Annotated in this window: 12 protein-coding genes and 1 pseudogene; 1 reads left to right on the forward strand and 12 read right to left on the reverse strand. The window is 41.1% G+C overall.

Annotated features, from left to right (window positions below; translation table 11 throughout):
- Positions 1-261: 261 nt before the first annotated feature.
- From BCU68_RS00320 to BCU68_RS00360, 9 genes and pseudogenes are all read right to left on the reverse strand, one after another.
- Complete coding sequence (locus BCU68_RS00320; protein WP_102562800.1) at positions 262-681, reverse strand: hypothetical protein; 420 nt, start codon at positions 679-681, stop codon at positions 262-264.
- Between the two features lie 119 nt (positions 682-800).
- Positions 801-1,790 (reverse strand): annotated as a pseudogene (locus BCU68_RS00325) (formate dehydrogenase subunit gamma); the annotation flags it as partial.
- A 14-nt stretch (positions 1,791-1,804) separates the two neighbouring features.
- Complete coding sequence (fdh3B, locus tag BCU68_RS00330) at positions 1,805-2,413, reverse strand: formate dehydrogenase FDH3 subunit beta (RefSeq protein ID WP_102562802.1); 609 nt, start codon at positions 2,411-2,413, stop codon at positions 1,805-1,807.
- A gap of 11 nt (positions 2,414-2,424) precedes the next feature.
- A complete protein-coding gene (locus BCU68_RS00335; RefSeq protein WP_102562803.1) occupies positions 2,425-5,280 on the reverse strand; it encodes a formate dehydrogenase subunit alpha in 2,856 nt (951 codons plus the stop codon).
- A gap of 9 nt (positions 5,281-5,289) precedes the next feature.
- Positions 5,290-5,484 (reverse strand): twin-arginine translocation signal domain-containing protein, encoded by a 195-nt coding sequence (locus BCU68_RS00340; protein ID WP_102562804.1) that lies wholly within the window; start codon positions 5,482-5,484, stop codon positions 5,290-5,292.
- 74 nt (positions 5,485-5,558) lie between these two features.
- The gene (locus BCU68_RS00345) at positions 5,559-6,224 is read right to left on the reverse strand and encodes a molecular chaperone TorD family protein (RefSeq protein ID WP_102562805.1); all 666 of its coding nucleotides are present in this window, start codon (positions 6,222-6,224) and stop codon (positions 5,559-5,561) included.
- Positions 6,225-6,233: 9 nt separating this feature from the next.
- Positions 6,234-7,988, reverse strand: a complete 1,755-nt coding sequence (locus tag BCU68_RS00350) for a 4Fe-4S binding protein (protein ID WP_241901238.1) — start codon at positions 7,986-7,988, stop codon at positions 6,234-6,236.
- Between the two features lie 203 nt (positions 7,989-8,191).
- Positions 8,192-8,878: a DUF3306 domain-containing protein gene (locus tag BCU68_RS00355; protein ID WP_157935153.1), complete on the reverse strand. Its 687-nt coding sequence runs from the start codon at positions 8,876-8,878 to the stop codon at positions 8,192-8,194.
- Positions 8,868-9,338, reverse strand: coding sequence for a DUF3305 domain-containing protein (locus BCU68_RS00360; protein WP_102562807.1), 471 nt, complete (start codon positions 9,336-9,338; stop codon positions 8,868-8,870). Before BCU68_RS00360 ends, BCU68_RS00355 begins: the two co-directional genes overlap by 11 nt.
- A 189-nt stretch (positions 9,339-9,527) precedes the next feature.
- Here BCU68_RS00360 and fdhD point away from each other — a divergent pair, with 189 nt between their 5' ends.
- Positions 9,528-10,355: a formate dehydrogenase accessory sulfurtransferase FdhD gene (gene fdhD / locus BCU68_RS00365; RefSeq protein WP_102562808.1), complete on the forward strand. Its 828-nt coding sequence runs from the start codon at positions 9,528-9,530 to the stop codon at positions 10,353-10,355.
- A 144-nt stretch (positions 10,356-10,499) separates the two neighbouring features.
- Here the strand turns inward: fdhD and BCU68_RS00370 are convergent, their stop codons facing one another.
- The 3 genes from BCU68_RS00370 to BCU68_RS00380 form a co-directional block, all read right to left on the reverse strand.
- Positions 10,500-12,092 carry an ABC-F family ATPase gene (locus BCU68_RS00370; protein WP_102562809.1) on the reverse strand — a complete coding sequence of 531 codons (1,593 nt, stop codon included), beginning with the start codon at positions 12,090-12,092 and terminating at the stop codon, positions 10,500-10,502.
- 422 nt (positions 12,093-12,514) lie between these two features.
- Entirely contained in the window at positions 12,515-14,497 is a 1,983-nt protein-coding gene (locus BCU68_RS00375; protein WP_102563150.1) for a HAMP domain-containing sensor histidine kinase, read from the reverse strand.
- A 58-nt stretch (positions 14,498-14,555) separates the two neighbouring features.
- On the reverse strand, positions 14,556-15,998 hold the full coding sequence (locus BCU68_RS00380) for a sigma-54 dependent transcriptional regulator (protein WP_102562810.1): 1,443 nt from the start codon (positions 15,996-15,998) through the stop codon (positions 14,556-14,558).
- Positions 15,999-16,078 lie beyond the last annotated feature (80 nt).

The following is a 16,078-nucleotide window of genomic DNA, read 5'->3' on the forward strand; positions in this document are numbered from 1 at the left end:
ATCTGTTTGAATAATGTTTACAGCAAATTGCATTCCAACTATTTAATAAAAACACACGAAACAAAATATAAAATAAAGCACGAAATATCAGATACTTAAAAGAGAACACTACTCTGTAAATATAAGAAAACCAATATTGACAACTAAAATTCACACCAGCATAGTGCAAATGAACTATATTAGTGCACGATCTTTTGGTGCAGAAACAAAAAAATCCCCTATACCGTTCAGCATAGAGGATCTTTATTACCAAATTGAATATTATAAATTTGGGCCAGCCGATGGCTTATGAGGAATGTTATTTTTTAATTGCTGCATCCCTTGAACCATTCGAAAGAACCAAACTAAAATCGCTAAAATAGCAAACCCAGCTCCGACAAATGGTATCGCATGACCGAATGTATCGATTAGTGAACTTTTATACCAATAGTTATTAATCCCAATTAATACACCATTTGACGTCGCGACTGTTACGATCAAAACCACAAAAAAAGTTAGGTAAAGAAAAAAGCTACGAATTAAGCCATAGTAATGTGAATTAACCAAATCACTATCTTCCCCTTTATCTAGCCGATATCCGGCATAAATAATTGCGATTAAACCTGAAATCAAAAAAGTAAATGGTGTCAATATACTTGCTATATAGGCCAACCAGATACCATTATTGCTGTTATTTTTCATCCGTATTCTATCTCAATTTATAGGTAGCTCGACAAAGCTCGCTACCCTAGATTATAACAATATAGATAAAAGCGTTATTATGGCTGTTTATCTGGTTTAGTGGCATCTGATTGATTATCTTTTACTTCGTTGTACCATAAATCATGGTGCTCTTTTGCCCATGTTTCATCAACCTCACCAGTCACCATCCCTTCTAGGGCCCCTTCCATACCAAACAGACCAATATAAATATGGAAAATAAAACCACAGATAAGGATAAGTGCGGAGAACATATGAACGAGGTTCGATAGCTCCATATCACGACGAGTTTGCCCAAATATAGGGAAATCTAAAACAAGACCACTAATTGCAGCAATCGCACCAAATACGATCAATAGCCAGTAAATCGCCTTTTCACCACCATTAGAGAAACCAGCTGAAGGGTGTGTCCCTTTATATTTTCCGACCATACCACCAAATTTCATAAACCAAGTTATATCTGTTTTTGTAAATAATGACTTACGCCACCATTTTAAAAGAACGAATACCAGTAAAATAAAAAATAGTGGACCAACATAGTTATGATACTGCTTAGCGAGATGTATTATGAATCCCCATAAATCAGTAGGAATATACGGCTTTAGAAAATGTTTACCATAAACCAACATTAACCCACTAAATGCTAATGTTAAAAAAGTAAATGCCATACTCCAATGTAAAGCTCTATCTAGCCTCGACCAACGTTTGATTGTTTTCCCAGTTCTCTTGCCACTTAACATTAATGGACCAACTGCAACATAGGCTAAGAAGACGAGGGTAATACTACCAAAGATAGCCACAGCACCTGCCGGTGACATCCATTTTTCTTTCAAGATAAACCATGTCTCACCAGGCGTACTAATTAACACACCATGCTCAGGAAATTGAGAGGTTGTATAACCCTCTTCGCCTTCCTTAACCTTACGCCAAAAATCAGCACCACCTAGTTGAGTCATTTCTTGCTTTACTGTTTGTGATGAACTGGTTTGTGATGAACCTTCTTCCGCTGATACCTGAAACGAAAAACTCAGGAGGAATGCTACCAATAAAGGCAGCATAACGAGCGTCACATGCTTAATACGTTGTAACATAACGCTCTCCATTATTAGCTTTTAGTCGCATCAAAAGCGAGATCTTCACCATCGGTCCAACCAGCGTGTTTAGCACCACGCTCGACTACACGCTGACGGAACACTTCTGATACTTTTTCAGCATCACCAGCTAAAAGTGACTTGGTTGAGCACAATGAAGCACACATCGGTAACTTACCTTCAGCAATTCGGTTCGCACCATATTTATGACGCTCTTCTTCCGATCCAGCCTCTGTCTCTGGCCCACCGGCACAGAAGGTACACTTATCCATCTTACCACGCTCACCAAACGCAGATTGCTTAGGAAACTGTGGAGCTCCAAACGGACAGGCAAATAAGCAGTAACCACAACCAATACACAGATCTTTATTGTGTAAGACAATGCCATCTTCTGTATGCTCAAAACAGTCTGCAGGACAAACCGCCATACACGGCGCATCAGTACAATGCATACAAGCCACTGAAATCGAATTTTCTCCCGGCTCACCGTCATTAAGAGTCACTACGCGACGGCGCTGGATACCCCATTCAAGTGCATCATCATTTTCATTCTTACATGCTGTGACACAGCCATTACATTCAATACAACGCTTGGTGTCACATAGGAATTTCATTCTAGCCATTTTATGACTCCTTACGCTTTACTAATTTTACAAAGAGTGACTTTGGTTTCTTGCATCTGAGTAACCGGATCATAACCATAAGTAGTTGCGGTGTTAGCAGATTCCCCAGTGACATAAGGTGCAGTACCTTCTGGGTAGCGCTCTAACAGATCTTCGCCTTGAAACTTGCCACCAAAGTGGAATGGTAAAAAAGCCAAACCAGGTTTAACTCGGCGAGTCACCATCGCTTTAACGTGAATTCGTCCTTTCTCTGCCCCTTCGACCCATACCATATCGCCATCTTTAAAGCCGATATCATTGGCATCTTTCGGGTTCACTTCAACAAACATTTCCTGTTGTAGTTCTGCTAGCCATGGGTTTGAGCGCGTTTCTTCACCACCACCTTCGTATTCAACCAAACGACCAGTAGTAAGAATGATGTTGTACTCTTGCGACACATCCTTATCTTGAATTGATTTATATAACGTTGGAATGCGGAACGTTGCCTCTTTATCATCCCAAGTTGGGTAGTCCGTTACAAGGTCACGACGAGGCGTATAAAGTGGCTCACGATGTAGTGGCACTCTGTCAGGGAAAGTCCAAACAACAGCTCGCGCTTTGGCATTACCAAACGGAATACAGCCATGCGCAATAGCAACACGTTGGATACCACCAGATAAATCGGTTTTCCAGTTTTTCCCTTCCGCAGCAAGCTTCTCTTGTGCTGTTAGGTCATCCCACCATCCAAGTTGTTTAATTAACTTATCAGTAAACTCAGGGTAACCATCTTCTAACTCACATCCTTTAGAGTAGCTATCTTCTGCAAGTAAATTACTCCCTTCAAATTCAACACCAAAACGAGTGCGGAAGTTTCCTCCACCATTGGCAACCGTTTTTGATGTGTCATAAAGGATATGCGTGCCTGGGTGCTTCATTTCAGCAGTCCCCCAACACGGCCAAGGAAGACCATAGGTTTCACCATTTACGGGACCACCTTCGGCCTCTAAGGTAGTTTTATGGAAAGTATGCCAGTTCATCGTATGCGCTTTAATACGCTCAGGACTTTGCCCGGTATAACCGATCGTCCACATGCCTTTATTGAATTCTCGAGTGATATCTTCAATGACTGGCTGGTTATTCTTTACCTCAATGTTTTTGAATAACTGCTCGGCATAGCCTAATTTCTTAGTTAATAAATATGCGATTTCATGATCAGGTTTAGACTCAAACAGTGGATCTATGACTTGTTGGCGCCACTGCAATGAACGGTTAGAAGCGGTAACTGAACCATGAGTTTCAAATTGCGTCGTCGCTGGTAATAGATAAACACCGTCGGTTCTATCATTCATTACAGCAGCAACGGTTGGATATGGATCAACAATGACCATCATATCGAGCTTTTTCATCGCTTTTCTAATGTCAGTACCACGCGTTTGTGAGTTAACCGCATGCCCCCAATAGAACATTGCACGAATATTATCGTTTTGCTCGATATTCTCTTTGTCTTCTAGCACCCCATCAACCCAACGAGAGACAGGAACACCAAAATTATTCATTGGATTTTTGCCATTATAGGCATTTTGGTCAAAACGATTTTTAACCCAATCAATGTCGAGATCCCATACTTTTGACCAGTGATTCCACGCGCCTTCTGAAAGACCATAATAACCCGGCAAAGTATCAGATAATACGCCCATGTCCGTCGCACCTTGCACGTTATCGTGCCCACGGAAGATGTTTGCACCACCACCAGATTTACCCATATTGCCCAGTGCAAGCTCTAATACACAATATGCACGAGTGTTATTATTACCTGTCGTATGTTGCGTTCCCCCCATACACCAAACCACACAACCCGGACGGTTTTCAGACAGTAATTTCGCTGTTTGATACACTTCTTGCTCTGAAATACCGGTGACGCGCTCAACTTCAGCTGGCGTCCACTTTGCTACCTCGGTACGAATTTCATCCATACCAAAAACACGCTGACGAATGAACTCTTTATCTTCCCATTGGTTAGCAAATACGTGCCATAACACACCCCAAATAAAAGCAACATCGGAACCAGGGCGTAAAGCAACATAGTGATCTGCTTTTGCCGCGGTACGAGTTCTACGCGGATCAGCTACCACAATTTTACAACTATTTTTCTCTTTCGCGATCAAGATATGCTGCATCGCTACAGGGTGTGCTTCTGCTGGGTTTGAGCCAATGAATAGCATTGATTTACAGTTATGCATATCATTAAAAGAGTTCGTCATCGCCCCGTAGCCCCAAGTATTAGCTACACCAGCAACGGTCGTTGAGTGACAAATACGAGCTTGATGGTCGACATTATTAGTTCCCCAAAGTGAAGCCATTTTACGGAATAAATACGCTTGCTCGTTACTATGTTTTGCACTACCTAACCAGTAAACAGAGTCAGGTCCTGATTCTTCACGGATCTCTAATGCTTTATTACCAATTTCTTCAATCGCCTGCTCCCAAGAAAGCTTCTTCCACTTACCACCCTCCAGTTTCATTGGGTATTTCAAGCGGCGTTCACCATGACCATGCTCACGAAGCGCTGCTCCTTTAGCACAATGTCCACCAGCATTAAAAGGATGATCAAAGGCAGGCTCTTGCCCCGTCCATACGCCATTTTGTACTTCAGCATAAATCCCACACCCTACCGAGCAGTGTGAACAAATCGTGCGTTTGATTTCGGTTTTAGCTTCAGGATCAGCACTTTTAGCTTCTGCCTTTTTCATCATACCAGGCACAAAAAGTGATGCTCCAGCAACAGCACCACCAGCGGCTAAAGATGAGTTACGCATAAAAGTACGGCGGCTAATGCCAAATTGCTGCTCTGCTTTAGAAACGCTGTTAGAACGTTTAGTTAATTTCATTGTCGGCTCCTAAAGTGAATCGTAATAATCACGAATATGTTGTGTTTCATGGTAACCCGTGGATTTTTTTGCTTCAGACGGTTTAATTTCTTCAGCAACAACCACTTTCGTCGTACTGGTAACTGCGACACCAACAACAGCAGCCGTAGTGAGACCTTTCAATAAATCTCTACGACTTGAGTCAATTTCTTTCTTCTCTTTCATAACTTGCTTCCTTTATCTAATAGGCAGTCGTGAGTGCTGAGCACTTCTTGATTTTCTTATGTTTGCTTTTGCAACTACTCATAAGAAGTGTCGACTACATTTTTGACATTGATGACTGGCGGTTTACTTGTATGAATAGGATTCTCAGTAAAGCCCACTGATTCAAGTGTCATAAAATTAAAAATGAGCTCAGCAACGGAACAATAAAATTGCGCCGATGATGCTTCATTGATTTGTTTCGTTAAGGAACCAAACCATGGATTAATATGTTGATTAAAAAACGCCTTTTGCAGAGGTTTAACGCTTGCATCCGTTTGTGTATCTGCGATCAAAATTGCCATAACTTCACATAATGCCGACATATGATCTTCAGGCTCTTTCACCCCATCATTACGCTCAATGCCTAATTGCTTTAGGTGATGCCTTAATTCTGATAAAGGCTTTTCCATCAAAGCACCGCTCATGTGCCATGATCCAAACGGAACAACCTCTCCACGACCAACACCAATAAATAAGTCTTGATACTCTTCTGCTAGTAACTCAACACCATTAATAGCGTCATTATGATGCGCTGCCGATCTCACAACGGAATACCAAGCAGAGGACATCGAACTCGTTTCATTGTCTATTTCGAGCGAGCTCAACCAAGCCAGTAAATCAGCGTCAGGCGCATCGCGTAATAAGGCGGCAATTAAAAGGTAAATATCCGCACGTAAAGACTGTTCTTGTTGTTCCACAATACCGTCCTATTAATATTTTAGTTGTTGTTCTGGAGAATCCGCCATCGACTCAAATACATCTTTAACTCGACAATCTTCACACATCGCAATACGTCTAATCGCATTATCATCAGAGAAGTGAGCGTGACCACGTAACTTAGATTGCAACATATCAATCATAGACTGAGGCGCAAAAGGCTTATGGCATAACAAACACTCTGCCGCTTTTTCAGCATGCAAAGTAATGGCTTCTTGACGAGTAGCTGGATCCCAATTAATTTGAGCTTCTAGACTTAATGCATTCTCTGGGCAGGCTTTTTCACATAATCCACATTGGATACAATCTTGTTCAACAAAACTTAGGCTTGGTGATTTACCATCATTATGTAAAGCCGATGTCGGGCAAACGGCAATACATGCCATACACAAGGTACAATCCGATGTTTCGCAATTCACTTTTCCGTAAGGCGCAGTACTCGGCAATGGATGGATCATCAGTTCGGGTTTATAACGAGCAGATAATGAGTCAAGCGCAGTAAATAGACGTTGGCGTTTATTGCCCTCTAAATCCCCCAGCGTCTCTTGTAATGAAGCGTAGCCTAAGGATTCAATTTGCAGTGTCGGAGTTTGTTCACGTAGTGATTCTAAATACAGGATATCGATACATTCACGTGGTAATGAAAGTTGCTCGAGTAAACCTTGAGCAACACCGACTTCATGATTGAGTACTCGTTGGATCGTTGCTGGCATATGGCGACTTGCTGCAAATAAGATTTGAGTCGCACCATTAGTTAAAGCAGCAAACCAACTATCAATACCAACAGAAGGAAGCTCTTCTACAACCACTGGAATGACATTATCTGGCAAAGCTTTTAATGCCATAACGTTATACATTTCATGACGTGAACTACATAACAGAACAATGGGATTCGAACCACCCGCTTTTAAGTAGTTGGCTAATGTACGCTCTATGAATTTTTGAGTCTCTTGAGGTGTAGGCAGTGCATAATGAATAGCTTCTGTTGGGCATGCGGTCGCACAAGTACCAACGCCTTGGCATAAATAAGGATTAATTTGTATATTATGCCCAATTTTGTCATTACCTTCACTGGATAAAGCCCCCGCAGGACAAGCATCGACACAACGTTCACAACCTTTAACGCCACGAGAACTATGCGCACATAAATCAGTATCTAAACGAAAGTATTTGGGCTTATCAAATGTTCCCATTAATGTTGGAATTTCTTCTAATGCTTCCGTCAGCTTCGGGTAACCACGACCCACAGGGAAATAACCAGGAACAGGGACTTCTTCAGGCATACAACCATTGAGCGACAAATCAAGAATGACATCAAAGCAGTCTTGACCAATCGAAACCTTAGAAAGATTTGTTTTGATTCCCTGACTTTCAACCATCACCTCAAAAGCACCCAAAAAACCATTAATTGCAATCGTATTGGTAAAGTAGACCTTAGAAGCTAGGCGATGAGTATTATCCGTTAATGGCGCACCATCGATTGAAAGTAACGTTAAAGAGTTCACCTCTAGTTGCTCAGCAGCACTAACGATTATTTCTGTTGGCCCAACAATGAGTGTATTACCACCGCTTTCATAGCTGACGGTCGGAGGGATAAGGTTTGCCAATTCAACTGTATTTTCAACAGCGTACCAACGCGCATAATTATTAGCGGTCAGATCATGTTCAAACGCGATAGGATTTGATTTAGAGTCTGGTAGTTGCTTGTCTGATAATACTTGTTTTAATAGTTCTGGTGACATCGACATAGTTCGGTTCCATCTGGAGTGGTTTCCGTTGATATGCACTAATAAAGCAAATAGTGTTCCAATTTATAATGCCTCGATATATACCGACTAAAATGAGAGATAAAGCCGTTTATACTAAGATTTGGCTCTACTGATGAATGGAAAATCCAGCAGGAAGGACAATTTGTCTCATCGCCCTTTCCCTGTGTTAGTACAAAATGTACCTATTTATGATGTGGGTTATTCTGTCCCACTATTTTTGGAGATACTGCTTCCGGGGGTATTGTTTCTGGAGATATGTCGTCTGACCATAAGGTATCCTCACTTTCTGTCTCTATACTGTTATCTTCTTCCGTTCGTTCATCAGCGACTGGTTTATCGACTAGAGCTTCTTTACTCTCTACGCTTTCACTACTTTGAGCCACTTCATCGTCTCCCTCTATAGTGTTTACCCAATCACGTAGTGTATTTGCTATGCCACCAGCCATATTTTTCACATTATGGAAGTCTTGATTGTAATCATCGAGCGGATCTATCTCGCTAAACTCACCACTTAGAAATAACTTCCTTAACGCTGCTTTCTTTACTGACTTTTCAGCATCACTAATCAGTAGATGAGCAACAGATAGAGAGTCAGAGTGTTCACTTTCACCACTATCGAGCTCAGCGTCATCCACCACTTCACTCGTCAGTTGGTTCTCTATGACTGCCTGAGTAGCATTATCATGTTGTAGTGTTTGATTAAGCGCCGTTGAAGTGCCATTTTCATTGGTAGTTTCAACAGGTTTATTTGCATTATTGACATCTAGTGTCTCTGCTGGGGGTGTCGGTGTCTCTTGTGCTTCTTTAGTCAATTTCGCTTCTTGGCCTAATTTACGTAGTGACCAACGAGAAAGAAAATCATTTTTCACTTGAACGCCCCGCACCTTTACGCTTTTTACGTCTAATTTCTAATAACTCACCATGACGACCAATGAATGCCTCCATCCAAGCCTGCACGGCTAATGGCATATCAAAAGAAAGCACAGTGTAGTCTGTATCCATATAGCGACCAGCAACACTTTGTGCAGCCGTGAGCATGACAATATTTAATACATCACTATCTTGATGATTATCTAAAACGACAAATAGCTTAGGTTGAGTCGAACTTAGGTTAAAGCGATAGTCCGTTCTTTCATCTCTATATAACTGAAGTACACTAACATTGGTGTTCACCTGTTGTGGATGAAGATCAAACCCGAGTAAATTCCATTGCCATGTTTGCCAAAACTTTCCAGCCATCTCTTGTAACTCTAGATGACACTCTATCGACCATCTATCTTCTGTTTTAATAACATGAGCCAGTGATGGTTCGGTATGACTATCTTCCATATATAACCTCTTAGTAGTAAATCGCTTCAATCAAGGTGATCTTACTTACAATAAGCAAATATTACGCCAAAGCATCGACTAGATCTGCTGATAAGAATTTCTGTTAATAACAATTATAGTGGCAGGTCAGCGTCTTATCATATACAGTTTATGACTGTTTACTGGTGCAACTCATTAAGGAATCTACTTGTGTCTCTACCTCATATAATAAAAACAGGTGATGATCCTGTGCAAACATTAGAAGTTGATGTCTTTGATGAATATGGTGAAAAGCTAACGAAACAGATAGCTTGTGAACGCCCTCTAACGGTTATGTTGAACTGGAAAGAAATTGTGACTCTGATGACGCTTGGTTCTCGACCTGAAGCGCTTGTGCTTGGCTATCTTAAGAACCAAAGCTTTCTTTCCGATCCCCAAGCTATTGAGTCGATTATTATTGATTGGGAAACACATAGCGCCGCAGTGACAACGAAAGAAAATACCGATCATATGGAAAAAGCGCTCAAGAAAAAGACCGTTACCTCTGGCTGTGGTCAAGGCACTATGTATGGCAATGTCATGAAGCAGCTTGAAAATTATCAAGTACCTCAAAATGCGCTTAAGCAGTCCGCTATCTATACCGCGCTAGAAGCGTTAACGCATTATAATGATACTTATAAAAAAGCGGGAGCTGTGCATGGCTGTGCGATTTGTAAGGGCGATGAAGTTATTTCATTTGTCGAAGATGTCGGTCGTCATAACGCGGTTGATACATTGGCTGGTGAGATGTGGATTAATCAACAGTCAGGCAGTGATAAGATTTTCTATACCACAGGTCGTTTAACTTCTGAAATGGTGATAAAGGTAGCTCAGATGGGAATACCTGTGTTGCTTTCTCGTTCTGGCGTTACTCAAATGGGCTTAGAGCTTGCTCAGCAGTTTGGTATTACCACAATAGCGAGAGCCAAAGGGTTACGCTTTCAAGTATTCACTGGTGTTGAAAAGATTGAGTTTGATGTAAAGGGCAAAGAGGCTTAACACTCTCTATCTCTCATTAGGCACTCTGTTACTAGGTAGTTTGTTACTAGCAACAATAAAAAACGGCTCACTATCTATCAAGATAGTGAGCCGTTTTCGTATAGATTAGCTAATAATCAGCTATCAAGACAAACTTAGATAATATTAAGCTTGTGCTGCACGCATCTTACGGAACTCATCGTAAGTCCCTTTGAAGTCTGTAATTTTGTTATCACGGATTTCTAGGACGCGAGTTGCTAATGAATCAACGAATTGACGGTCATGAGAAACGAAGAACAACGTTCCTTTGTAGTTTTCTAGCGCTAGGTTCAATGCTTCAATTGATTCCATATCCATGTGGTTTGTTGGTTCATCCATTAATAGGATGTTTGGTTTATGCATCATGATTTTACCCAGTAGCATACGACCTTGCTCACCACCAGAAATCACTTTTACTGACTTCTTGATATCATCTTGACCAAATAGCATACGACCAAGGAAGCTACGAACAACCTGCTCGTCTTCATTCTCTTGACGCCACTGGCTCATCCAATCAAATAGGTTCATATCTTCTTCAAAATCATGCGCATGATCTTGTGCGTAGTAACCGATATTTGAGTTTTCAGACCACTTGTAAGAACCCGCTTTTGGCTCTAAGGCACCAGCTAAAGTATTTAGTAGTGTTGTTTTACCGACACCATTCTCACCAATGATTGCAACGCGCTCACCGACTTCAAAGATAGTGCTGTAATCTGAGTAAAGATCTTCGTCAAAGCCTTGCGTTAGGTTTTCAACAACCAATGCGTTACGGAATAGCTCTTTAGATTGCTCAAAACGGATGAACGGGTTTTGACGGCTTGATGCTTTAACTTCATCAAGTTGGATCTTATCAATCTGTTTTGCACGTGATGTCGCTTGTTTTGCTTTTGATGCGTTTGCAGAGAAGCGAGATACGAAAGTTTGTAGCTCAGCAATTTGTGCTTTCTTCTTCGCATTGTCAGAAAGTAGACGTTCACGAGCCTGTGTTGCTGCTGTCATGTATTCATCGTAGTTACCTGGGAACAGGCGTAATTCACCGTAATCTAAGTCAGCCATGTGAGTACAAACACTGTTTAAGAAATGACGGTCATGCGAGATGATGATCATTGTGCAGTTACGTTGGTTTAGCGTATCTTCCAACCATTGGATAGTATCCATATCCAAGTTGTTGGTAGGTTCATCAAGTAGCATGATGTGTGGGTCTGCAAAAAGAACTTGAGCAAGAAGAACACGCAGTTTCCAACCAGGAGCAACTTCACTCATTAGGCCGAAATGCTGTTCCATTGGGATACCAACCGCTAGCAATAATTCGCCCGCTTTTGATTCCGCCATGTAGCCATCCATTTCTGCAAACTCAACTTCAAGGTCTGCGACTTTCATGCCATCTTCTTCACTCATCTCAGGTAGTGAGTAAATACGGTCACGTTCTTTTTTAACTTCCCAAAGCTCTTTATGACCCATGATAACAGTATCGATTACTGTGAATTCTTCATAGGCAAACTGGTCTTGGTTTAGTTTTGCTACTCGTTCATTAGGATCAGTACTTACGTTACCTGCTGACGGCTCTAATTCACCACTCAGAATTTTCATAAACGTTGATTTACCACAACCATTGGCACCAATTAGGCCGTAACGGTTGCCTTCACCAAATTTAACTGAGATGTTTTCAAAAAGCGGCTTTGCGCCAAATTGTTGGGTAATATTTGCTGTTGAAATCAATGTATTATTCCGAATTATGCGTGTGTGTTTTGGCAAAAGTAGCGACACAAACTGTGTTATCCGTACTTTCAATGCCGAAGTTGCGCAAAGTATAACAGAGTATGTGAAGTTGGTCACTAAAGGTGAAGATCTATTCTAATCCGCCTATTTTCATATCCACCAGCAATGTTTACATTAATCATTGAATTATAAGCATTTATTAAGAGCGCGCATTCAAGGTGGTTTCCCTTTTTAGCCACACTGTATAAATAAACAGTACCACTATTATTTGCCATAATGCCTTTCTGATATGGATTTTGATAGTCACTCTAGCTCTGATTTAAACCTATGCTTCACTGGATTTAATTATAGTGCGTTAGCATGTCAGAACATTACACTATCGCATAACGTTCTGACCATTTTGTTAATTCAAGAGGCTGCCATTAAGAAATGGTCAGAATTCGCTCTTCACCTTCATGTTCGGCTTTCGAAGGTAAATAAATACTAAAGCAGCTACCAACGCCAACCTCTGAAGTCACGCGTATTTCGCCACCAGTATGACTTAGAATACTTTGCGAAACAGATAAACCTAAGCCAGTACCATCTCTCTTGGTAGTATAAAATGGATCAAAGATCCGCTTTAACTGCTCTGGTTTAATTCCACAGCCTTGATCTTGAATATGAATGATTGCCCCTAGTGTCAATCCTTGCTCAACCCAGTCTTCGCTACTTATCGATAACTGCCCTTCACCGTTCATGGCGTGAATCGCATTCATCTGTAAGTTAACCAATATTTGTAATAGCTGATTGCGATTGACTTCCACCGACACTTTAGCTTGTAAAGAGACTTGATAGCTGATGCCTTTTTTCTTAGCGCCCGTTTTAACAAGGGTAATACTCTCTTCGATGATCGGGGTAATGTGCTGCCAAGTAATTTCATCTTGAACCCCGCCCTGACGACTGTATTGCAATAAGCTACGGGTGATATTTCGGATTCTATCAATTTGAGTCAAGATAGCACTTATCTCATCATCCACACTCTCTGCATGCTGACCAAGCTCAAACTTAATCAGTTCAACATTGCCTAAGATAACCGCTGTAGGGTTGTTGATCTCATGAGCGATACCTGCTGTTAGCTCCCCCAGCGCCGCTAACTTTTCATTTACGATGAGTTTATTACGTGTTTGATGCAAAAGGTTTATATGATGCTCTAACTGTAGAGTTTTCTCATTTAGGCTGGCGGTACGGATTCGGACTTTATCTTCCAACTCTTGCGCACCCTGCTGAATCTCATTGTTCCGTTGCGTCAACAGATCGAGCATATTATCAAATTGTTTGGCCAGTTGAGCGAGTTCATGTTGATCATTTAAACCAAGTCGACCGATACGCTTATCCTCACCCAACTGGACCTGCTTAACGACTTTGTGAATTTTCTCTATTGGATTAAATAAGTCTCTCGCGCCCCGATACACGACAACACCCGACACCAGTAATAAGATAATGATAATGATGCTCAGCTCACCAATATTGGTTATATAGGTTTGAATGAGTGGCCAAATTAAATAGCCCGTATATAGCATTCCTATGGCATCACCTGATTTATCATATAGAGGTTGATAGGCAGAGATATACCAAGCATCATGCACATAGGCATGACTCCGCCACTCTTTACCATCACCAAGAACTTGTTTTTTTACTTCACTAGAAGCGCGAGTACCAATCGCTCTCCCTTGCCGTGATTGACTATCTAAAGGCACATTGGTACTGACACGAATATCATCGAGGAAGATAGTGACGGTCCCTAATGGTCGCTCACTATCTTGTTGAAGTGGATAAATGAGATCACGAATTTTATCAACAAACAAACTACTATTATTTAATAGCAAGCCACCATCTAAAAAACCAATAATTTGCTTAGACTCGTTATATACCGGCAAAATCGTTCGGCTGACTAAACCATTACGTTCTACCTGATCGGATTCAATTAATGGCACTTCAGCCTGCTTAACGAGTTCTGCATCTAATTGACTTAACTCATTACTCTCTAAGCGATCAAAAAAAGAGGCTTTACGACTATATTCAAAATAACGCCACACCTCACTGACGTTTTTAATTGGTCGCCAATGCAAGAAATCCAACTCATATTGGTGTTTTTGCTTCGATACCCAAGAGGCTAAATCGTCCTTTCCTGCATTATTTAGCCTCACTCTAAAGTCATAGGATTGTTTAAATGCTGTCATATGGTCAACTTGGCTCTTTTGTAGCAGCCTTAAACTATTATCAGCCACATCTAAACGCTCTGATACATTCACTAAAGCACTATTCCAAGTGTAATGAACCGACCAATATAACGTCATTCCCATTAAAGCGAACATAGTAAGAAAAATAGGCGCTGAAGTGAGAAATAATAAGCGATAACGCACCATGGTTGTAATGCGCTGATGCCAAGTATTCACGTTTAGTAGATGGGACTCAGACTCCTTATTATTCATTACTATCGCTATCCCATTCTTTGTATTTACGTTCTAGTGTTTTACGGGCGACACCTAGGTCACGTGCTGCGGCGGATTTATTACCATCATGATAAGTGACCAATTGTTGAATATGGGCTTTCTCTACCGACTTTAAACACCATTCATTCGGGTAACCATGTTCTGTTTTCTCAGCAACAACATTTACTTGAGGTTGATCATGACTCGCTGTCGTTACTGGCTTTACTGTATCTGATTCAACGATACCTTTAATTTCTCGCCAATAGTGAGCTGGTGGTTTCGCTAATAATAGGCAACGTTCAATGAGGTTTTTTAGCTCTCGGATATTGCCTGGCCAATCGTAATCATGAATGGCTTGAATATCTTCATGTGCCCAATGCGGTTCTTGTATGCCTAACTCTAACGAAAGTAAATGGGTGAAATACGGCACCAGCTCATTTAAATCGTCTTTACGAGCACGCAAGCTTGGTACTTCGATTTTAAGTACGTTTAAACGATAATAGAGATCTTGCCTAAAGCTGCCTTTTTCGACCTCTTTTTCTAAATTACGGTTGGTTGCAGCGACAACACGTACATCGACAGGCATTTCTTTCTCGGAGCCAACAGGACGAATGGTGCGCTGCTCTAAAGTTCTTAAAAGTGCAGATTGCATCGCTAAAGGCATTTCACCAATTTCATCTAAAAATAAGGTGCCACCATCTGCAACTCGAAATAACCCTTCACGACTCTTTTTCGCCCCAGTAAAAGCACCAGCGGTATGACCAAACAGCTCACTTTCAAGCAATTCTGGCGCAATCGCCCCACAGTTAATTGGAACAAATGGTCCTATACGCTGACTTGCCTCATGAACACCACGAGCAACCAACTCTTTCCCCGTGCCTGATTCACCCTCAATCAGCACAGAAGCTCGTGAAGGTGCAAATTGACTAATCAAACATTTTAAAGCATTGGTCTGTTGTGATTGACCTATCAATTCGGTTTTTATATGGCGGCTAACATCCATTCGCAGCGCATATTGCAATCTCTGAGTAATTCTCTTATCCATGCACTTTTGCGTGGCTTGGATCATTTGCTGTAAGTTAAATGGCTTGAGAATGAAGTCTGCTGCACCTAATTTTAAAGCTGATATGGCGGTTTCTAAATCCGCATAACCTGTCATAAAGATAATGTCGGCTTTTTTCTCTGGATCGTTAAACGCTTCTTCCCAATCAATACCCGAACGACCTGGTAAATTGATATCCAATACGATGAGGTCATAGTGATCGCTTTTTCTTAATGCTTCAGCCTGTTCAATTGAACCGGCACAATCCACTTTATCACACAGTTTACCCAGTGCTTTTTTTAAGATCGCCTGCATACCTTCTTCATCATCGACAACTAAAATGGAAAAGGCGCGATACTGATTCATATTGTTATAATCAATTGGTTGAGACATATATAATCATTCATTTAACGTTAATAGGACAGAGTGTACCAACTTCGACAAATTAAACTATCGACCACCTGAGACATTTT

This window comes from Vibrio sp. 10N.286.49.B3 (assembly GCF_002873395.1).
Lineage (GTDB): Bacteria > Pseudomonadota > Gammaproteobacteria > Enterobacterales > Vibrionaceae > Vibrio.